Annotated in this window: 17 protein-coding genes and 1 tRNA gene; 13 read left to right on the top strand and 5 right to left on the bottom strand. The window is 57.1% G+C overall.

Features of this window, described 5'->3' with window-relative positions; genetic code table 11:
- Positions 1–177 carry a hypothetical protein gene (locus JAO29_RS09460; RefSeq protein ID WP_334267959.1) on the top strand — a complete coding sequence of 59 codons (177 nt, stop codon included), beginning with the start codon at positions 1–3 and terminating at the stop codon, positions 175–177.
- A gap of 268 nt (positions 178–445) precedes the next feature.
- On the opposite strand, the gene JAO29_RS09455 is transcribed toward JAO29_RS09460, so the two are convergent.
- Entirely contained in the window at positions 446–1,126 is a 681-nt protein-coding gene (locus JAO29_RS09455; RefSeq protein ID WP_334267958.1) for a hypothetical protein, read from the bottom strand.
- Positions 1,127–1,610: 484 nt separating this feature from the next.
- A complete protein-coding gene (locus JAO29_RS09450; RefSeq protein ID WP_334267957.1) occupies positions 1,611–2,939 on the bottom strand; it encodes an MFS transporter in 1,329 nt (442 codons plus the stop codon).
- Positions 2,940–3,161: 222 nt separating this feature from the next.
- Between JAO29_RS09450 and JAO29_RS09445 the strand changes: the two genes are divergently transcribed.
- Together JAO29_RS09445 and JAO29_RS09440 are read left to right on the top strand one after the other, a co-directional pair.
- Positions 3,162–4,181: a pectinesterase family protein gene (locus tag JAO29_RS09445; protein WP_334267956.1), complete on the top strand. Its 1,020-nt coding sequence runs from the start codon at positions 3,162–3,164 to the stop codon at positions 4,179–4,181.
- A gap of 310 nt (positions 4,182–4,491) precedes the next feature.
- Positions 4,492–4,935: a DMT family transporter gene (locus JAO29_RS09440; protein ID WP_334267955.1), complete on the top strand. Its 444-nt coding sequence runs from the start codon at positions 4,492–4,494 to the stop codon at positions 4,933–4,935.
- 237 nt (positions 4,936–5,172) lie between these two features.
- Here JAO29_RS09440 and JAO29_RS09435 read toward each other — a convergent pair whose 3' ends face one another.
- Complete coding sequence (locus tag JAO29_RS09435; protein ID WP_334267954.1) at positions 5,173–6,618, bottom strand: alpha-L-fucosidase; 1,446 nt, start codon at positions 6,616–6,618, stop codon at positions 5,173–5,175.
- A 161-nt stretch (positions 6,619–6,779) separates the two neighbouring features.
- Between JAO29_RS09435 and meaB the strand changes: the two genes are divergently transcribed.
- The 10 genes from meaB (at position 6,780) to JAO29_RS09385 (ending at position 17,650) form a co-directional block, all read left to right on the top strand.
- Positions 6,780–8,000: a methylmalonyl Co-A mutase-associated GTPase MeaB gene (gene meaB / locus JAO29_RS09430; protein WP_334267953.1), complete on the top strand. Its 1,221-nt coding sequence runs from the start codon at positions 6,780–6,782 to the stop codon at positions 7,998–8,000.
- The gene (tsaB, locus tag JAO29_RS09425; RefSeq protein WP_334267952.1) at positions 7,997–8,680 is read left to right on the top strand and encodes a tRNA (adenosine(37)-N6)-threonylcarbamoyltransferase complex dimerization subunit type 1 TsaB; all 684 of its coding nucleotides are present in this window, start codon (positions 7,997–7,999) and stop codon (positions 8,678–8,680) included. The genes meaB and tsaB overlap by 4 nt, the downstream gene beginning before the upstream one ends.
- Positions 8,677–9,177 (top strand): GNAT family N-acetyltransferase, encoded by a 501-nt coding sequence (locus tag JAO29_RS09420; RefSeq protein WP_334267951.1) that lies wholly within the window; start codon positions 8,677–8,679, stop codon positions 9,175–9,177. Before tsaB ends, JAO29_RS09420 begins: the two co-directional genes overlap by 4 nt.
- Before the next feature lie 111 nt (positions 9,178–9,288).
- Positions 9,289–9,519: a hypothetical protein gene (locus JAO29_RS09415; protein ID WP_334267950.1), complete on the top strand. Its 231-nt coding sequence runs from the start codon at positions 9,289–9,291 to the stop codon at positions 9,517–9,519.
- Positions 9,520–9,608: 89 nt separating this feature from the next.
- Positions 9,609–10,268, top strand: coding sequence for a phosphatidylserine decarboxylase (locus JAO29_RS09410; RefSeq protein ID WP_334267949.1), 660 nt, complete (start codon positions 9,609–9,611; stop codon positions 10,266–10,268).
- 71 nt (positions 10,269–10,339) lie between these two features.
- Positions 10,340–11,128: a CDP-diacylglycerol--serine O-phosphatidyltransferase gene (pssA, locus tag JAO29_RS09405; protein ID WP_334267948.1), complete on the top strand. Its 789-nt coding sequence runs from the start codon at positions 10,340–10,342 to the stop codon at positions 11,126–11,128.
- Positions 11,129–11,160: 32 nt separating this feature from the next.
- Positions 11,161–12,216, top strand: coding sequence for an Asd/ArgC dimerization domain-containing protein (locus JAO29_RS09400; protein ID WP_334267947.1), 1,056 nt, complete (start codon positions 11,161–11,163; stop codon positions 12,214–12,216).
- A gap of 12 nt (positions 12,217–12,228) precedes the next feature.
- Positions 12,229–13,212, top strand: coding sequence for a fructokinase (mak, locus tag JAO29_RS09395; RefSeq protein ID WP_334267946.1), 984 nt, complete (start codon positions 12,229–12,231; stop codon positions 13,210–13,212).
- A 90-nt stretch (positions 13,213–13,302) separates the two neighbouring features.
- A tRNA-Leu gene (locus JAO29_RS09390) sits at positions 13,303–13,389 on the top strand.
- A gap of 154 nt (positions 13,390–13,543) precedes the next feature.
- Complete coding sequence (locus JAO29_RS09385) at positions 13,544–17,650, top strand: NACHT domain-containing protein (RefSeq protein WP_334267945.1); 4,107 nt, start codon at positions 13,544–13,546, stop codon at positions 17,648–17,650.
- Between the two features lie 10 nt (positions 17,651–17,660).
- Here JAO29_RS09385 and JAO29_RS09380 read toward each other — a convergent pair whose 3' ends face one another.
- Complete coding sequence (locus JAO29_RS09380) at positions 17,661–18,695, bottom strand: tyrosine-type recombinase/integrase (RefSeq protein ID WP_334267944.1); 1,035 nt, start codon at positions 18,693–18,695, stop codon at positions 17,661–17,663.
- Positions 18,696–18,716: 21 nt separating this feature from the next.
- On the bottom strand, positions 18,717–18,944 hold the full coding sequence (locus tag JAO29_RS09375) for a helix-turn-helix transcriptional regulator (RefSeq protein ID WP_334267943.1): 228 nt from the start codon (positions 18,942–18,944) through the stop codon (positions 18,717–18,719).
- Positions 18,945–19,032 lie beyond the last annotated feature (88 nt).

Here is a 19,032-nt window from a genome sequence, read left to right as displayed (position 1 = left end):
GTGAATTCGTCGATCGTTCTTATCTCAGCGGTACTGGCGTCCCTGGCAGTGGGTGTGCTGGCCGCTTATGGAATCTGCATGACCATGTTCCGTCTCTTCCGAATCCACGCCCGGCAGGTGGCCGCCGAGCGGCAGGCACGCGCCGTTATCGCGCAGACGCGAGTGGCAGGAAGCTAGATCCGTACCACCCCACCCCCTGCCAATATTTGTGCAAAATCTTCCAAACATTGCACTTAGTCCGGACCTCCATGCAGGGCACACCGCCTGGAGCGAATCGGATCAGGGATAAGCCGCGGATCATGACGCGGTGCGGGGCGAGCTACTTTTCTTAATTCTACTCGTGGAGAGGGATCTCAACGGCAGTCTCGATGTGCCTTGGTTTCTTCTGCTTGCGATGGATTGGGGCTTGACAGGGGTTCCACGGTGGCAGGTCGACCAGACCGAGTTACTGGGGCTGCGTCTGATGCTGCTGCTGGCGAAGCTTCATGAGCTGATCGAAGATCTGCTGAGGCGTCTTGGCGCCATTGGAAGAGTCGTCCTTGGAGTCCGGGGAGCTGGAGGCGTTGGAGTTTGCGGCGGGCTGGGCTGCGGGCGGAGGTGGGGGCACGGCGGCGGGTGGCGGGGCGCTCGACTCGTCCGGAGGCTCGGGTGGATTTACCGGCTGGGTATCCGATTCGGCGTCGTCGTCGAAGCGCATGGCGTTGGGATTGGGAGGTGTAGGGCCACCTGCACGAGGTGTCAGTATGAGCTCAGCCGGCTTGTCCGGCGTGCTGGAGACAAAGAGCATATTGCTGCTGGTCCCGTCGAGGAGCTGATTGAGGACCTGGGAGGCGGGAGCGGGACCGTAGCTGCCGAAGACTCGTTCGTCCGTTACGCCTCCGGTGATGGTGATACCGGCGATCTGAGAGACCTCGTGGAGGATCTGATTGAGGCTGGAGTTGTCGGCGGTGACGGTGAGCTGGTGGTCCAGGTAGGTGATCCGGGGACGGTTCGGCGAAGAGACTGCCGGAGTCGACGAGGGCTGTGGAGCGGCGTTGACTGGTTGAGGGATCGAATGGGACTGACCGAAGAGAGGCGCAGCGAGGCAGAGCAGCAGGGAGAGTCGGGCTGGAGTCTGGGCGCGCATGCTCTGGGCTCTATGGTACGACGCTTCGATCTCTTGAAGGTGATCGGGTATTTGAGGGTGGGTACCTCAACGGCGGAAGCCGCTTTCTTTGGTGGTATTTCTATGGCTGAAGCCTGGCCGTAGCGAGGCGGTTTGAGCTTCGCTCAAATGCCCACTCATGCGGTGAACTGCATGAATGGGGCACCCGACGGACTTTGGTTTATTGATGGTTGGGGCGCTCGCTGGCAAACGGGGGCTCGAGCTTCGCTCGAATGCCCACCTTAGGCGCTGCGCACCGAAGATGCGATGAGAGCACACGCGGGGATCGGTGCCGGTTGAAGGACTGGATGTAACCGCAGATCCTTCGACTGCGCCTTCCCGCGGTGATGCTGCGGTAGGCTCCGCTCAGGATGACATCTTTTGGAGGGGAAAGCAGGTGGATAGGTGTGGAAGACAAAAGGCCCGGAGCGCCGGGCCTTTTGTCTTCTGCGGGGGGTGTGTGGGATCAGGCGGTGCGGGCTTCTCCCAGCCGCGGGACGAGCAATTGGAAGATCGCCAGTGCGGTGACGTAGGCAAAGCCAGCCATTGCGAAGATCGGGAGCGGGTGGAGCGAGAAGTAGTGGGAGACGATCCAGGTAAAGACGGCTCCTCCGATGGCTCCGGCGGTTCCGCCGATTCCGACTACCGTGCTGACGCTGGTGGAGGGGAACATGTCGGTCGGGGTGGAGAAGAGGTTTGCCGACCAGCCCTGATGTGCGGCGGTAGCGAGGCAGAAGAGCGCGATCGCAGGCCACGCGTTGTTGGGCGAGATGGTCTTCATGTGAGGCACGAGCATGATGGGCAGAACGCAGAGGGCGCAGACGAGAAGAGCGAACTTGCGACCGGAGTTGACGCTGTGGCCGTGCTTCATGCGGAAGCCGGAGAGCCAGCCGCCTGCGATGGAGCCGATGCTGGCGACGGTGTAGATGACGATGAGCGGATATTTGACGTGGTTGAGATCGAGACCGTAGTTGTCGTTGAGGAACTTGGGGAGATAGAAGAGATAGAACCACCAGATGGGATCGGTAAGACCTTTGCCGATGCAGAAAGCCCAGAAGCCGCGGTGGCGGAAGAGCACGGAGTAGATGGGCTTGCCGCGTGTGACGGGGGCCAGATCGGCCTGGGTCTGGGTGAGGCCGCGACGAAGCTTGTTATAGGGGAAGAGCAGCCAGATAACGCACCAGACGAGTCCCATGGAGCCAGTGGTGATGAACGCTGCATGCCAACCCCAGCGCATGGTGACGGCGGCGATGAGGACGGGAGCGACGAAGGCGGAGGCGTTGGATCCGGAGTTGAAGAGGCCGGTGGCGAGGGCTCGCTCCTCTGAGGGGAACCACTCGGTGGTGGCCTTGATGGCGGCGGGGAAGTTGCCGGATTCGCCGAGGCCGAGGAAGATGCGGGCGATGCAGAAGCCCATGACGCTGCCGACGAGGGAGTGGCTGATGGAGGCGCAGCCCCAGACGAGGATGGCGATGGCATAGCCGGTCTTGGTTCCAAGCCTGTCGATGATGCGCCCGGCGAAGAGGAAGCCGACGCCGTAGGCGATCTGGAAGCAGATAAGGATGCGGCCGTAGTTGATGTTATAGGTAGCCTGGTGCGCGGCATCGAGGCCGGGGACCCAACCCATGAAGTCGAGGTGCAGGAGCGGCTCGATGAGCGAGAAGACCGAGCGGTCCATGTAATTGATGGTCGTCGCGAGGAAGAGAAGGAAGCAGACGAACCACCGGACATTGGATTGCTCGGGGGCTGATGCGGTGAAGCCCCGGGAGGGGGCGGTCGTTGAATTTGAGGACATGAATCAAAGCTCCGGCGGCAATGCTGGTCTGACCATTGCTGAAAGAGGGCCGCTAAGGCCGTTGGAGGTCGATGAGATTAGTTTCTCGATGAGAATAGCTGCTTTCAGGTCAGGTATGTCAAGGATCAAACGGCCCAGGGAGTTAGAGAAGTGGTCCATCCAATTATTGCTTTGGGCCGTCGTTGCGCGATAGGCTTCTGTGATCCGGTTAAAGGAGTAGTGATGGATTTGAAGAAGTGGCTGGTGACTACGGTGGTCATGTTGGGGGTGCTGGCAGGACCGGCGTGGGCCAGAGACGGCAAAGAGATTCGAGTGGCTCCGAGCGGAGGGAATTTCACCACAATCCAGGCGGCTGTGAATGCGGCTCCGGCTGAAGGCGCGGTGATCAGGATTGCGCCGGGAACGTACCGCGAGGTGGTGCATGTGGATAAGCCGCGGATCGAGTTTCGCGGAGAGGGCAAGGACCCGAGGGACGTGGTGCTGGTGTATGGCAACAGCGCGGCTTCGACGTGCGGAACGGGATGCTCGGCGACATTGTTTGTGACCGGGGAGGACTTTTTCGCCGGGAATATGACGATCGAGAATGACTACAGCAAGCGCAGCCAGGTTCCCTCGCAGGCGGTGGCGGCGTCGGTTAGGGCCGATCGCGCGGTGTTCCGAAAGGTGAGATTGCTGGGAGCGCAGGACACGCTGTACGCCTCGAGCATGGGATGCATGAAGGGTGCAGAGGCGGGTCCGAACTGTGTGACGGGGCGGCAGTATTACAGGGATTGCTACATCGAGGGCCATGTGGACTTCATCTTTGGCGATGCGAAGGCGGTGTTCGAGAACTGCGAGATTCACAGCATTGCGCATGAGGCGGGCGGATATGTGACGGCGGAGAGCAATACGAGGCCGAACCAGGATGCGGGGTACGTCTTCAACCACTGCCAGCTGACGGCGGACGGGGGAGCAGGTCCGGTGTACCTAGGCAGACCATGGCGGGATTACTCGACGGTGATCTTTCTGAATACGAAGATGGGTGCCCATATACGGCCGGAGGGCTGGTCGGACTGGAAGAGTGCACCTGCGCCACGGCTGCCGACGGCGACGTATGCGGAGTATCGGTCGAGCGGACCGGGAGCGAATGCGGGGGCACGCGAGAAGCTGTCGAAGCAGCTGACGGCGGAGGAGGCGAAGAAGTATGAGACGGAGGTCTACCTGCGCGGCGCCGATGGGTGGGATCCAACGAAGGTGAAGTAGCGAGCGGAGGGGGTGAGTCTTCCGGCGGAGTAGCTTGTTTGGGCGACGTGAATCAGAGCAGATTTCGCCTTGCTGTAGTCGCTGAAAGGCCGTCATGCTGAGCAATACGAAGCATCCCTGTATTTCGCCTCGAGCGTCTGTGGCGCTCCGGGAAGAATACAGGGATCCTTCACTGCGTTCAGCATGACGGCTCCGTTTAGGATGACCACTGCGTTCGGGAGGACTACTGCGTTCAGGATCACGGCTTGAAAAGCCACCTCTGAATGAGAACTGCTCTAAAAGGGCGCATCTTACCTGCAGAGGGAAAACAATGATTCTTCTGCAGATGCTGATTGCGATTGCGACGGGGGCTGCCAATCCGTTCCAGTCCGGGACGAACGCTGAACTGAACAAGGAGCTGGGGCAGCCGATCTGGGCTTGTGTGGCGGTGTATGCGATCGGCCTGGTGGGGATGCTGGCCATTGCGCTGGTGATACGAGAGCCGATTCCGGCGATGGGGAAGCTGGGTGGGACCAAGACGTGGGCGTGGGCAGGGGGGCTGATCAGTATCGCTCCAACGATGGCGGGGCTGATGCTGGCACAGAAGATGGGATCGGGGATCTTTACCGGGGTAAGCATAACGGCGGCCCTGGTCACCTCGGTGGTTCTGGATCACTTTGGGTTGGTCGGGCTGGAGCGGCATCCTGCGACGATCGTCCGGATTGCAGGATGCGGTCTGATGGTAAGTGGAGTGTGGCTGGTGGCCAAGAGCTAGGGTTCTTCGTGATGATTCGCGGTGCGTGTTGAAACGACCATAGGAAATGTTCTATTGCCTCCGGGTATCTGCGAGCCTTCAGGCAAGCCGCAGATCCTTCGACTACGCTGCTCGCGATGAAGCTGCGAGCAGCTTCGCCCAGGATGACACTTGTTCTGAATTGGTCAGGGTGACGCTAGCGTGGTGTTCCGGCCCGGAGTTGTTCCGGGCCGGAGGTGTTTTTGTCAGAGGTGATGGTTATTTTGTGGTGGTGAGGACCAGGACAGTGGCGACGGGATCGAGTGCCTTGGCGGGGAGATCGACGTCGAGGGCCGCACCGTTCTGGGAGAACTTGAGCGGCTTGTGAGCTGCGTCGGCGAGCAGGTAGGCGCCGGTGACCTTGCGCGGCATCTTGTCGACATGGAAGTGGCCCTTCCAGTCGAAGATCTCGACGTACACCTTGTCGGCCTTGGTGGTGGAGCGCCAGTTCCAGGTCGGGGTGAACTTCTGGTTTCCGTGCTTGTCCTTCCCGGTGGGGCTGAAGGTTCCGGTGGGGTTATCGAAGATGGTGGCGCTGGTTCCGTAGATGGCCTCGCCGTTGACCTTCATCCACTTGCCCATGTCATGAAGGCGGTCGATCTCGGGCTGGGGAACGATTCCCTTGGAGTCAGGACCGATGTTGAGCAGGTAGTTGCCTCCCTTGGAGGCGATGTCGATGAGGTTGCGCAGAAGGGTTTCGGAGGACTTGAAGTTGGTGTCGAAGGACTTGAATCCCCAGGTGTCGTTGATGGTCATGCAGGATTCCCAGTCGCGGCCGGGGAAGCCCTGAGCGGGGACGTACTGCTCGGGGGTCTCGGTGTCTCCCTTGTAGGTTCCGCCGAGGCGATTGTTCCAGATGAGATTGGGGTGCTGGTTGAGGAGCTTGACGATCTCGGCGGCGCGCTCGGGAGTCATCATCTTGGTGGGTGTGTCGAACCAGATGACGACGGGGTAGTCCTTGTAGTTGGTGAGGAGCTCTTTGATCTGGGGGATGGACTTCTTGTGGAGGTAGTCATCGAAGGAGCCGTTCTGCGCGGGGTCCCAATGGCCGGTCTGCTTATCGTGATTGCCGCGGACGGCGGCGGCTCCTCCGGGAGCGGTCCAGTCCTGCGCCTGAGAGTAGTAGAAGCCGAGCTTGATGCCCTGCTTGCGGCACTCCTCGGCGAGCTCCTTGAGGGGGTCGCGATGGAAGGGAGTCGCATCGACGATGTTGAAGGGGTCGACCTTGGAGTCGAACATGGCGAAGCCGTCGTGGTGCTTGGAGGTGATGATGATGTACTTCATGCCGGCGCCCTTGGCGAGGGCGACGATGTCGTGAGCGGAGAAGCCGGTGGGGTTGAACTGCTTGGCGAAGGCCTTGTAGTCGGCGACGGGGATGGAAAGATCGTTCATGATCCATTCGCCGATTTGGGTGGTGCGCTGGCCGTGCCACTCGCCGGCGGGGATGGAGTAGAGGCCCCAGTGGATGAACATGCCGAAGCGGGCATCGCGCCACCACTCCATGCGGGCGTCGCGCTGGGCGGGAGTTTCAGTGTCCTGAATTGCGGGAACCGGATGATTGGTGGGGGTGGTATCGGCCTTGCTTCCCTGCAGCTGGGCGAAACCAAGCGATGCGGAGGATGCGAAGAGGAGTCCGGTCGCGATGCTGCGATGCAGAAGATTCACGGGCGTTCCTTTGGGTTAATTTACGGCACGCGAATTATAGGTGAAAGTATCTATTCATGTATGCAAATGTATTTAGCGGCTGAGAAACATGCGAGGCAAAAGGCGGGGTTATTATCGCACTGGTGAGCGGGGACGAGTCGAGAGCGGCAAAGTTGCGGGCGATGGTGGAGCGGCTACGTGGTGGAGATGTGCGTGCGCTGGCGCGGGCGATCTCGATGGTGGAGGATGCGCAGCCGGGTGCGCGCGAGCTGCTCGCGGCGTGCGAGGAGTTCGCGGGGCAGGCGGTAAAGATTGGGATCACGGGCCCTCCGGGAGCGGGTAAGAGCACGCTGGTGGACCAGATGGCGCAGTGGCTCGAGGCGCATGGAGAGAAGGTCGGCGTGCTGGCGATCGATCCGACGAGTCCGTATACAGGAGGCGCTCTGCTGGGGGACCGCATTCGTATGCGGGAGCCGGTGGGGAACTCGGGGATCTACGTGCGCAGCATGGCTTCGCGAGGCGCGGTCGGAGGACTGGCAGATGCGGTGCGGGACGCGTGCAAGGTTCTGGAGGCGTCCGGACGGAGCAGGATCCTGATCGAGACAGTCGGGGTGGGACAGGACGAGGTGGAGATCGCACGCCTCGCGGATGTGACCGTGCTGGTGCTGGTGCCCGGGATGGGGGACGATGTCCAGAGCATGAAGGCGGGAGTAATGGAGATCGCAGATGTCTTTGCGGTCAACAAGAGCGACTGCGACGGCGCGGATCGTGTAGTGGCGGAGATTCTCGCGATGCAGGGCTTATCGGGTTCCACGCAGGATCGTGTGTCCGTTGTGCAGACGGTGGCGACGACAGGCAATGGGATCGACGAGTTGATGGCAGCTGTGGCCCAGTCGGGAGAGCGCAAGAAGGTTCGGCTTCCGGCAGTGGCGGGGACGTGGAGCAGAGGGCTGCGGGTGGGTCAGGCGGACATCGATGCGCTGGATCTCGATCCTCTGAAATCAGATCGTCTGGATCTAGATCATCTGGGTGTGGCGGTTAGAAGCATCGCCGCTGCTGGCCGGTTCTACGAGATGCTGGGACTGAAGGTTGCGCATGAGGAGATCGTCGAGCATGAGCAAGTGAAGGTGGCGATGTTGCCGGTGGGGAACAGCAGGGTGGAGCTGCTGGAGCCGACGGTGGAGGATTCGGTGATTGGGCGTTTTCTGACGAAACGCGGAGAAGGACTGCACCACATCGCCGTTAGGGTTGGCGATGTCGATGGAATGTTCGAGAAGTTGAAGGAGAGCGGTGTGCGTCTGGTGAGTGAGCAGGTTCGGACGGGTGCGGGAGGGCACAGATACTTCTTCGTGCATCCGTCGAGTACGGGGGGTGTGCTGGTGGAGATTGTGGGGAAGGGATGAAGCGGTTCCTGCTTATAGATACGTGCGGAGGAGAGGGCAGCGTTGCACTGGCGGAGGGCGAGGATACGATGAGGACGGTCGCGTCGGAGGTTCTGCCGGGCCGCAGCGCTTCCGAGAGACTGATTCCGTCGATTCGACAGATGATGGAGGCCGAAGGCTGGACTCTTAAGGACCTTACCGCGATTGGCGTGGTGCATGGACCGGGATCTTTTACAGGCGTTCGGGTGGGCTTGAGTGCGGCGAAGGGTTTGAGCGAGGCAGGAAAGGTTCCGCTGGTTGCAATCTCGCGGCTGGCACTGCTGGCTGCGGCCGCAGAGGAGCCGAAGGAGAAGGTTTGTGCCGTGCTGGATGCGGGTCGAGGAGAGTTCTACTGCGGCGTCTACCAGGGATGGGGACGGATAAGCGAGTCTCTCCTGACGGCAGAAGAGACGGCTCGAGCTGCCGATGGAGCAACTGCGCTTTTGGTGTGTGAGCCACGAGCTGCAGAAGCTTTGGAGAGGCTGAGTCCTCGCCTGGTCCATGAGCCGACAGCTGACGATGCCATTCCGTTTGTCGTGGAGAGAAGTATGCGCGGGCAGTTTGACGATGCGGCGACACTGGATGCGAATTACCTGAGGCGGACGGACCTTGAGATCTTTGCTCGAATGGCGAAGGTAATTCCTTCCACGGCGACGGAGTGAGTGTGGGGCCGGAGGTGAGGCTGGCTCGCGCTGAGGACGTGGCGAAGGTCTTTGCGCTCGAGAGACGAGTTCCGGAGGCTCCGCACTGGGAGCTGAGTGACTATGCTTCTATTCCCGGGCAAGAGCGTGCGGAGGGGCTACGGCGGCGGCTCTTTGTGGCGGAGGATGGCAGCGGTCTTGTGGGGTTCGCTGTGGGAAAGATCATAGGTAGTGGAGTCGATGCACTGGCCGAACTGGAGAGTGTCGTGGTGGATAAGGATTCGCGCCGCAGGGGAGTTGGCCGGCGGCTGTGCGAGGCAGTCCTTGAGTGGTGCGAAAGCGAGGGCGCGGCGAGCGTGGAGTTGGAGGTGAGATCACTTAACCACGCTGCACAAGCCGTTTACCGCCGGATTGGATTTGTTGAAGAGGGTCGACGGCGACGCTATTACCGGGATCCGGACGATGATGCTTTATTGATGCGGTTCCGAGTTGCGCCGGTCGGAAATAAAGGTACCTGAGGCAAAAAGATCAGTGATGGCGGTGGATATCGCATTTTGCCGGGCTTTGCCCGGGTGTGATAGCGTTTTGACGCAGCGCGGGGAAGTCGAATATCTGGAGGTGTCTCTCTGATGCAGATTACGAAATATACGGAATTCCCGGATGTAGTCTCACATCTCTCCCTTCAACAACTAGCCCAGGAACACAGCCTGTATGACCGCAGGCTGGATACGTTGCGCTCCAAGCTTTTCCTGACCGAGCCGGAGAAGCTGGAGGAGGTGCGTTTGAAGAAGCTGAAGCTGAGTATCAAGGACGAGATGGAGAAGCTGCGAAGGATGGAAGAGTCGCAGACAGAGCACTAAGCAGGACCTTTGCAGCAGGGTATTACGCCGTGAGCCGGGATCAGCCCGGCTTCCGGCAGAGTGTGCGCATGGCCTTATAATCGTCACTTATGGTTCGTGATGGATACTTTTACGCGCTTGGGCTCGGAGTAGTAGCCGCGATAGTGTGGCTGCTGACCCACTCCTATATCTTCCTTGCGCTTCCGCTGCTTCTTGCAGCCTTCTTCCTGTGGTTTTTCCGTGATCCAAATCGGTCGATTCCGACCGAGCCTGGATTGATTGTGTCTCCCGCCGATGGTCTGGTGACGGATACGGAGTGGATTGAGACGACGGCCGGCAGCCGCCTGAGACTGAGCATCTTTCTGAACGTCTTCAACGTGCATGTAAACCGGTCTCCCGTGGGCGGGACCGTCCGGCTTGTGGAGTACCGCAAGGGCGAATTTTTGAACGCGATGAAGGCCGAGTCCGTACTTAATAATGAGCAGACATTAATCGTGATCGATGCAGGCGATTATGAGATCGGTTTCAAACAGATAGCCGGCCTGCTGGCTCGCCGGATTGTGTGCAATCTGAAGGCGGGAGACAGGGTGGAGCGCGGCCAGAGGATGGGTCTGATCAAGTTTGGGTCTCGCTGCGATGTGTTGCTGCCGGCGCATGTGAATCTGAAGGTCAAGACGGGTATGCGGGTCAAGGGAGGTTCGACAGTGCTTGCAGTGATTGCGGAACCGGACACCCAGACAACGACTTTGACCTCGGCTACGGTGGCCTGATGGGAGCGGGGCCGTCGGAGATAGCAGAGGGGACGACTTCAGGTAGGGAGAGGCGGCGTCCGAGTCGGGGCATGTATCTTTTGCCGTCACTGTTTACGGCAGGCAACATTGCTGCCGGATACTATGCGATCACGCAGAGTATCCAGGGGACGGCTTTACAACCAGCCTTCTTCGACAGAGCTGCCCTGGCAATCGGATTCGCGGTTCTTTTCGACGGCGTCGATGGAATGATTGCGCGCCTGACGAACACCGCGAGCGACTTCGGGAAGGAACTGGATTCACTTGCCGATGTGATTACGTTCGGGGTTGCGCCGAGCCTGCTGGCGTACATCTGGGGATTCCGGATGCTTCCGCTGGCGGAGTACTCGTTCCTCCGCGATCGGATTACACACCTCGGGATCTTCGTCTGCTTCCTTTTTCTGATCTGCGGGGCCAGCCGTCTGGCGCGGTTCAACATAAGTGTGAATCCACAGCCAAGGAATCCTGGCAGACCGGGAAAGAAGTACTTTGTGGGAATGCCGATTCCGGCGGGCGCAGGCGTAATCGCTTCTGTGGTGCATTTTGAGAGCGGAGCACCGATTTCAGACGCGCGATGGTCGGTAGTGTGGCTGTGCCTGATTTTGTTTACCGGATTCCTGATGGTCAGCACATGGCGATTCTGGAGCGGCAAGGAGATCAGCATCGGGAAACGGCACCCTTTTCAGCTGGTAGCCGTTATCGTTGCAGTCGGCGCTTTAATCGCTCTGTATTCGGAAGTGGTGTTAATTGTGGTTGCGCTGGGCTACCTGGTTTCGGGGGTTTTGGCGAGACTTGCGTACTCCTGGGGTCAGAAGAGACGGCAGGTTGGAACACCTCGTTGATAAGGAAGTAAATTCAGCCATTGCGGGTAGAGATGACGAGCAAGATATATCGCATAGGAGTGGTGGGAGCCTCATCGCTTGCGGGAAAAGAACTGAGCGAGGAACTGGCAGAGTCGCCCCTTGCGGCTTCGAACATCACGCTGCTGGAAGATGAGGACGATACTGCCGGTAACCTGGCGGCTACCGGCGATGAGATCTCGTTTATCCAGAAGCTGGATGAGACATCGTTTGAAGGTATGGATTTTGTGTTCTTCACGAGCGATGCCGAAGGCACGACGAAGCACTGGGAAGAGGCTCGGCAGGCGGGAGCGGGCATCGTAGATATGACCTATGCGCTGGAAGGCCAGAAGGATGTTCCGGTGGTCTCTCCATGGATCAGCGAGGCGCTGGGTAGACAAGGACGGATTGGAGCAGAGCTTCATCTCGAGACGCAGGCTGTGATCCCGGCACATCCGGTGGTGGTCATGCTGGGAGTCGTAGCCGCACGAATCCACACGCAGATTGCACTTGAGACTGTTGCCGCGACGGTCATGGAACCGGCGTCAGAGCATGGCAGAGCGGCGATGGACGAGATGCATCAGCAGACGGTGAGCCTGCTTTCTTTCCAGGACCTGCCCAAGGAACAGTATGATGCGCAGGTCGCTTTCAACCTGCTGCCGGCGCTCGGTCCGACCGCGAAGGTGGACCTGAGAAGTACGGAAGAACGGATTCGCAGACAGTACAAAGCGCTATCGAACGGATCGCTCCCGAAGCTGTCTTTGCAGTTGGTCCAGGCTCCTGTATTTCACGGTTACGCTGCCTCGGTTTACGTCCAGACCAAAGGAGCGGTATCGGTAAGGCGGATGGAAGCTGCGCTGGCAGGTGAGCATGTCGATATTGTCACGGACGAATCGGATGCTCCGAGCAATCTGACAGCAGCCGGCCAGGAAGAGATTATGGTTCGGGTCGAGAGTGCTTCAGATGGTGAGGAGACGGGAAACAGCTTTTGGCTGTGGCTGGCCGTCGACAATCTAAAGCTTGCGGCGATCCATGCCATTGCCTGTGCGGGAGAGCTGGGCCGACTTCGACCTTCAGGGAAAGTACAGTAAGTTTGCGTCGGAATGAGGCTGCAGATATTTCAGGAGGAAGGCGGCGAGGTAGTGCGGAGCGAAAAGGAAGTGCGGGACAACAACACGGATGGAATGCGAATTGGAATCGATCTGGGGGGAACGAAGATCGAAGCCCTGGCGATCGATGAACATGGGGAAGAACTGATTCGTCACCGCGTTGACACTCCGCGAGACGACTATGAAGGTACGGTTGCCGCCATGGTTGCGCTGGTGCACCTGCTGGAGTCGAAGACAGGCAGGACGGGAACGGTCGGTGCGGGTATCCCGGGAAGCATCTCGGAGAAGACCGGGCTGGTCAAGAATGCAAATTCGACATGGCTGAACGGCCGTGCGTTAGATAAGGACCTTTCTGCCTCGTTGGGACGCGAAGTAAGAATTGCAAACGACGCGAACTGCCTGGCGGTCTCTGAAGCCACGGATGGTGCGGCTGCAGGAAAGCATGTAGTGTTCGGCGTGATTCTTGGCACGGGATGCGGTGGTGGGGTGGCCATCGACGGGCGTGTCCACGCAGGTCCGAATGGTACCGGGGGTGAGTGGGGGCATAATCCGCTGCCCTGGCCCACGGACGAAGAGAATCCAGGGCCGCTATGCTACTGCGGAAAGCGCGGCTGCATGGAGATGTGGGTTTCCGGTACGGGAATGGCTCGCGATTACCAAGAGGTGACGGGGAATCGACGGACGGCGAGAGAGATTATTGCAGCGTTCGATGCGGGGGAAGCAGACGCAGTCAAAATTGTGGATCGGCTGGAAGATCGCCTGGCTCGTGGCATGGCGACGGTGATCAACATCCTGGATCCTGATGTGTTTGTGCTTGGCGGCGGTCTTTCCCTGACGCAGCACCTGTACGAGAGTCTGCCGAAACTTCTTCCGAAGTACGTCTTTGGTGGTGAGGCGGATACTCCGATACTGCAGGCCAGATTTGGGGATTCCAGTGGAGTTCGTGGTGCTGCATGGCTATGGCCGAGTCCGCGCTAGCAGACGTTATGCAATACTGGATGAGACCTGCTCTCTCTTTGAGAGAGTGAGTGAGGAGCCGCGTTTTTAGCATGCTCTTGAAGTGGCAGAGCCGGGATGGCGGAACTGGCAGACGCAGCGGACTCAAAATCCGCCGGCCTTCGGGCCGTGGGGGTTCGACCCCCCCTCTCGGTACCAAATAATCAATAGTTTACGAAATCAACGCATCTCCGGATGCGTTTTTTCTGTGCCCAAACTGTGCCCAAACTCTACTTGGCGCTTTCCGATCTGCCCTCTTCGATATTCTCGTTCTACAATTGCCTCTCACTGACATTTCAAATTGAAGGGCATCTTGTTGGCCTCCGTGTCTCGATTGATTAACTCCTTGGTAAACCTGGATCCTAAGACAATCATTGCTGCCCTGCTGCTCCTATTGGCAGGCGCCGTCCTGAACAAGTTTGTCCCCTTTGCCTGGCGCGGCTTCATTGCTGCTTGCGCGTGGCTGGGACGCCGGATCGGTGGAAGATTTGCCTTCCGCTATTTTGAACGTACGTATTTAGATTGGCTCGTCACACAACTAAGAGAATTGAAGTTGACGGGTATTGTTACCAGCGATGCTACGAAGAAGCCGCGACTCGAGCAAGTCTTTGTCACCTTGCGAATGGGAGGGGAAAGAGATGAGGTATCTTTCATGGATTGCGCCGTTGCTGTATGCAACGAAATCCGGAGGAATCCAGGCAAACGCCGAAGTCTGCTCGAATCACTGAAAAGAGACTTGGAACGTGCGCCCTCCGAGCAACGCAAGGAAGTGGAAGAGTACATAGCGCGGAGCATCAAAAACAAGAAGGTCCCAAAGGGCATCGCAACCATCCTATCTATCTCCGACGCGCTGCCAACTCTTGTCCGGCGTTCGTTATTAATCGAGCAATTGGTTCAATCGACTTTTTTTAGAATGAGCACGGACGGATTCTTGTCGGATGGGGAAGCAAATGAATCGGACTATCTACACACTCTGTTCAACCAGACCCTACGTGAAAATCGACGTCTTGCTGTTCTTGGCGCACCAGGTTCCGGAAAGAGCACGCTCCTTCAATACATTGGGCTTGCGTATGCCAAGGCCCGTGCGGGTGACACGAAGCTTCGAAAAAAGAAAAGTCATCGCAAATCGTTAGGAGCTACGGCCTGGCGACTCCCCGTTTTCATACCCTTGAGCACCGTTTCCAAAGCTCTAGCTGAACCTCTTCCTAATGGCAATAGCCGAACCCTCCTAGATGTATTGCCGAGCATTCTTCCACCCGATCTACAAAACGATCCTTCTGCCTCAAAATTCTTCAAAGGTAGGATCGCGGCGGGAGAGTGTATTTTGCTATTCGACGGATTGGACGAGGTCCCGACTGAGGAAGAGTTCAAGGCAGTGGTGAACTGCATCGAGAGCGTCACGATTGCTCATCCTAAAAATCAATGCATTGTTACGTCGCGAATTGCGGGATGGAGAAGCGGCGTACACGCTGACTTCAAAGTGTTCTACCTTGCAGAACTCGCCGAGTCACAGATCAATTCATTCATAACAACATGGTGTGACGCCGTCGAGCAAAACGCGGTTATCGGGCGACTTCAAGATGAGGGGCAGGCGGACAGGGCTAATCGTAGGCGCAGAGCCTTACAACATGCGACTCAACTCAGAGCTGCGCTAAAGTCTAATCGGGGCATGAGGCAACTTGCCTCAAACCCCATGCTGCTCTCGATTATCGCGCTGGTACATCATAGCCTCCCAGATCTTCCGAAGGAACGTACCAAGCTTTACTCTGAATGTTCCAAAATTCTGCTGGAACAATGGGATATGTCAAAGGGAAGGAAAGTGGATGACACTCATTTGCGTCTTGAACAGAAGGAAGCCATCCTCAGACGTATTGCATTTGCTCTCCATACTGGAGAAATTGGCAAAAAGGGTGGCAGCCGAGAAGCGCCACGTTCAGAAGTTGAAAAACTACTGTCAAGCCTGCTACCGAATTTCAACAAGTCTTCCCGAGATGCCGAACGCCTGCTGACCCGCCTGATTGAAAGGAGCGGAATCATAGTTGAGCGTCAAAGAGACGTGTTGGCATTCTCACATCTCACGTTTCAGGAGTATTTTGTTGCATCGCATCTTGCCAAGAGCAAGCTTAGTGATTTTCTCCTTCAGGAAGGGCGGCTACTCACGGACTGGTGGCGGGAAGTATCTGTGATGTATGCGGGCCTGCTAGAAGACAGTAGCGATTTTTTGCGAGCGCTTCACAAGTACAACCACTCAGATCTCTTCTCGACAAAGCTGCTGCTCGCCGGTATGTGTTTAGGTGAGTCACAGGTTGTTAAACAGGTCTCAGTCCGCGAATCGATTTGCGCTGATCTTGCTCAACTTCGTGCACTTGATCGATTAATCGGACCGTCATCAGACTTTCGAGAACTCTCCGGATACCTATCTGATTGGGCACGGTCCGAGAGTGCACGTAGGCACGCGGTCGCCTTTTCAATCTCCTGTGCGGCAAGTTCGACGGAAAGAGATTCGCTCCTCAAGAGGCTCGAATCCACAATTCGCGAGGGAGATTCGGAAGACGTGCGACTATGCATAAGCGCCTTGCAGCTAATCCCTACGCTATCTCTTTCAGACTTGGCGGATGTTATCTGCTCGCAGGTCGGAAAACGAGACAGCAAAACGTCCATTAACTGCCTAAGGCTCCTATCCCGAGTTTTACCCACATACTCGAATCCATCCCTAGCCGTTGCCTTTGAAATCGCCTTTGAAGATCCTGATCAGAACGTACGTTCAGTTGCTGTCGATGTTCTTCAGGATGCTGGCGGCAACCGCGAGCTTCTTGAGAAACTAAGGCCAAGGGTGCAGAAACTACTAAGCGATGCAAGTTGGAGAGTTCGGCAATCCGCTGCTAACGTCTACGCTCACTACATTCGAAACCGAATGGCGGGTAGTGCTTCCAGATTGTTTGAACTGATAGATGGAGAGACCGATAGCGATGTTCTGGAAGCTGCGTTCAAATCCTTTCGCGAAGCGATTGACGATCCTTCGGAAGGCTACGCCGATAAGATAGTCAAGCTCCTGCATGGTAAAAATGAAGACGCTCGCGCCCTAGCGTTGGATTCAGTCATTCAACTCCTTGATACAGGAAATGGAGGGGCCATTAGTTTTCGGACGATCCAAGCATTCGTTGGCTCCAAATCGAAAACCATTCAGGACGTCCTCACCAAGGGCATGGCACGTCTTAGCAATTCAGTGTCAATCGGACATGCTATCGAACACCTGCTCATGTCGGTTCGAACTGGGACGTTAACGGAGAAGGCAAGCGCACTCCGTCTTCTCGGAGTATTACGCAAGCACCAAATCCATACCGACCAGATCGACGAGGTGTTACTGACTGGATTGCGATCAAACAAAAGCTATATGAAGAGAGGTAGTGCCGATGGGATTGGTGCATCAGATTTCGCAGGGTGCGACGATAACTCCTATCGAATTTTGCTCTCGATGGCTGGCACGCGAAGTGCCAAAACAAAGCTGAGCGCGCTAAACGCGATCTGCACTGCAATTACACCGTCTCGACGCGCAGATACACTTGACGTTTTGCGGCGCGGATTATCCTCTGACAATCCAAAAATTCTGGCTGCAGCATCGAAGATCGCTGCGCGGATGGGAAAGGAGGGTCAGGCTCTCCAAGGCTTGCTGTTGGATCGCGCTTTGAACCAGCGTCACTATCACGACCGGTTTTATCCGCATAGCATCAGCGGATTTCGACGAATTGGAACTACCTTCATCTTTCGAGGGGATTACGCCTCAGCGTTAGAAGCAGAACGGGCAGTGAGAGAGGGCCTAGTTTCTCTGATGTCTAGCAAAGCAGACTTCCAGAATCTTATCGAGGATATTTCAAAGAAGATCGATCAAAGCCAGAGGCCTCATTTCGCTTTGGCCTCGTTGGTTCAGATAATCGGCGCGGCCGCAGGCAAGCATTGCTCGCTGAAGGGGCTTGAATGTCTATTGCGGGTCCTGCGCTTACTCGAGGAAGGTTTCGATGGCTTTGAACATGGTGCCGATATGATTTTCTTCGGTGTGCCACCGTTCATGGCGCCAGATGGCGACTCTGTTTTTCGAAATGAGATAGTTGCAATAGGAAGGTGCCTTCAAGGTCGTGAAGTCGTGAAACCGATGAAGCACGCCTTGGAGACTCAGGGAGGGTTATCGAAAGACGCCCTTCTGCGTGCCCTTCCAGAATTTGATCTGACTGTCTTAGTCGAACTGATACCCACAATCAAGGATCTTGCTAACAACGATGCGCAACGTCTGAGGGATACCGCGTGGGAGTCGTTGAAGCGGATCAATTTCGCTAGGGAGACTTGGCGGATCAGCGAATCTGCAGCTACAGAAGGCCATACTAAAATGCCTTCGATCTCGAAGCTTGCTGCACCCGTGACATAAGAGATCAACATCAATTCGATTCGAGTTTTCTGAGGGCGTCTTCAATATCGGTTTGCGAGACGATGGCATAGCGCTCGAATACGCTTCGCGTGCGCCAGCCGCCGATCTTCATAATGACGCCTTCCGCGATTCCGGCACGACGCAGATTCCGAGCTGCGGTGCGTCGCAGATCATGAAAGAGAAGTCCGGGAACTCCTGCCGATTTGCAAGCGTTCGCCCACGTCTCGCGGAAATCCCTTACCGCCTTTCCATCGGGTCGGAGAAAGACTGATTCATCTGCTGACCGTCCGGCGACGCTTTGAGTGAGAAGATTGTGGATCGTGGTGGTCATGCTGACTTCTCTACCGTCTTTGTTCTTTGTCGTGCCGGGTTCCAAGCGAATCGTCCTTGCTTCAACATCCACTTGCCCCACCTTTAGGTTGATGAGCTCGCTGATTCGCCATCCGTAGGTGCGCCCCATCTCGACAATCGTTTGAAACCATAGATCGGGGCAATAGGCGATCAGCTTCCTGTATTGCGCGTCTTCGAGGAATCCGGTACGGATGTTGTCCTCAGTGAGTTTGGGAAATTTGGGCAGACGGAAGACCTTCGGCGGTGTGGCGAACATGCCGATACGGAACATCCGCTTCAACGCAGCCATCTCACGATTGATGGTCGCATTTGACGCGTTTTCACTTTGGCGATGGTCTACATACTTCGCCACCAGATCGCTCGTCACTTCCACGACCCGGTGTGACCCGAAGAACGGCTCAATGTGCAAGCGCCAGCGAGTCTGAACATCATCTGTCGTCTTCCGTCCATTGATGCGGTAATCGCGAAAGAGATCCTCGGCCAATTCACCTACGGTGATGCGTTCATGCGTGGGACCAACAAAGGTGTTGGCGCTGATCTCGGCAAGTCGTTTGCCAAGGATGCGGGTCGCTATGCGCTTGTCTTCCGTGCGCGTCGATTCACGAAACGATCTTCCATTGCGGTGATATTTGATCCACCAGACCGCACTGTCTTTCCGCTGATATAGGCTTCCGGTTCCCCGAGGACGTGCCATCTGAATATCCCCTCCAACAGGCTAGCTGGCGAACAGATCGATGCCAATGCGTTTATGCCGGTCGATATAGGCGTCGAGATCACGAAGGTCAAAGAGGAAGGGGGTACCTTCACCATCTTGCACGAAGGGTAATCCGCCGTCTTGGACCAAACGTCGCAGCTTCCATTCACTGATGCAAAGGTAGTCGGCGGCCTGTCTCGTTCTGAGAAGGCGACGATGCTGATGCGTCGGGGAGGGCGGAAATCGCATAGAGGAGAACTCCATTTACCGATGTTGACAATGTAAAGCAGATGTAATTACGCTGTCAACGTGTATGACATACAAATCAACGAAAGAC

Source organism: Edaphobacter sp. HDX4 (assembly GCF_036877565.1).
Taxonomy (GTDB): Bacteria; Acidobacteriota; Terriglobia; order Terriglobales; family Acidobacteriaceae; genus Edaphobacter.
This window is presented reverse-complemented; position numbering and strand designations above follow the sequence as displayed.

Bases quoted from the DNA above. Each gene is read 5' to 3' on its own strand.
- JAO29_RS09455 (WP_334267958.1), bottom strand. From the start codon at position 1,126: ATGCGCGCCCAGACTCCAGCCCGACTCTCCCTGCTGCTCTGCCTCGCT.
- JAO29_RS09450 (WP_334267957.1), bottom strand. From the start codon at position 2,939: ATGTCCTCAAATTCAACGACCGCCCCCTCCCGGGGCTTCACCGCATCA.
- JAO29_RS09445 (WP_334267956.1), top strand. From the start codon at position 3,162: ATGGATTTGAAGAAGTGGCTGGTGACTACGGTGGTCATGTTGGGGGTG.
- JAO29_RS09440 (WP_334267955.1), top strand. From the start codon at position 4,492: ATGATTCTTCTGCAGATGCTGATTGCGATTGCGACGGGGGCTGCCAAT.
- meaB (WP_334267953.1), top strand. From the start codon at position 6,780: ATGGTGGAGCGGCTACGTGGTGGAGATGTGCGTGCGCTGGCGCGGGCG.
- tsaB (WP_334267952.1), top strand. From the start codon at position 7,997: ATGAAGCGGTTCCTGCTTATAGATACGTGCGGAGGAGAGGGCAGCGTT.
- JAO29_RS09415 (WP_334267950.1), top strand. From the start codon at position 9,289: ATGCAGATTACGAAATATACGGAATTCCCGGATGTAGTCTCACATCTC.
- JAO29_RS09410 (WP_334267949.1), top strand. From the start codon at position 9,609: ATGGTTCGTGATGGATACTTTTACGCGCTTGGGCTCGGAGTAGTAGCC.
- pssA (WP_334267948.1), top strand. From the start codon at position 10,340: ATGTATCTTTTGCCGTCACTGTTTACGGCAGGCAACATTGCTGCCGGA.
- JAO29_RS09400 (WP_334267947.1), top strand. From the start codon at position 11,161: ATGACGAGCAAGATATATCGCATAGGAGTGGTGGGAGCCTCATCGCTT.
- mak (WP_334267946.1), top strand. From the start codon at position 12,229: ATGAGGCTGCAGATATTTCAGGAGGAAGGCGGCGAGGTAGTGCGGAGC.
- JAO29_RS09380 (WP_334267944.1), bottom strand. From the start codon at position 18,695: ATGGCACGTCCTCGGGGAACCGGAAGCCTATATCAGCGGAAAGACAGT.
- JAO29_RS09375 (WP_334267943.1), bottom strand. From the start codon at position 18,944: ATGCGATTTCCGCCCTCCCCGACGCATCAGCATCGTCGCCTTCTCAGA.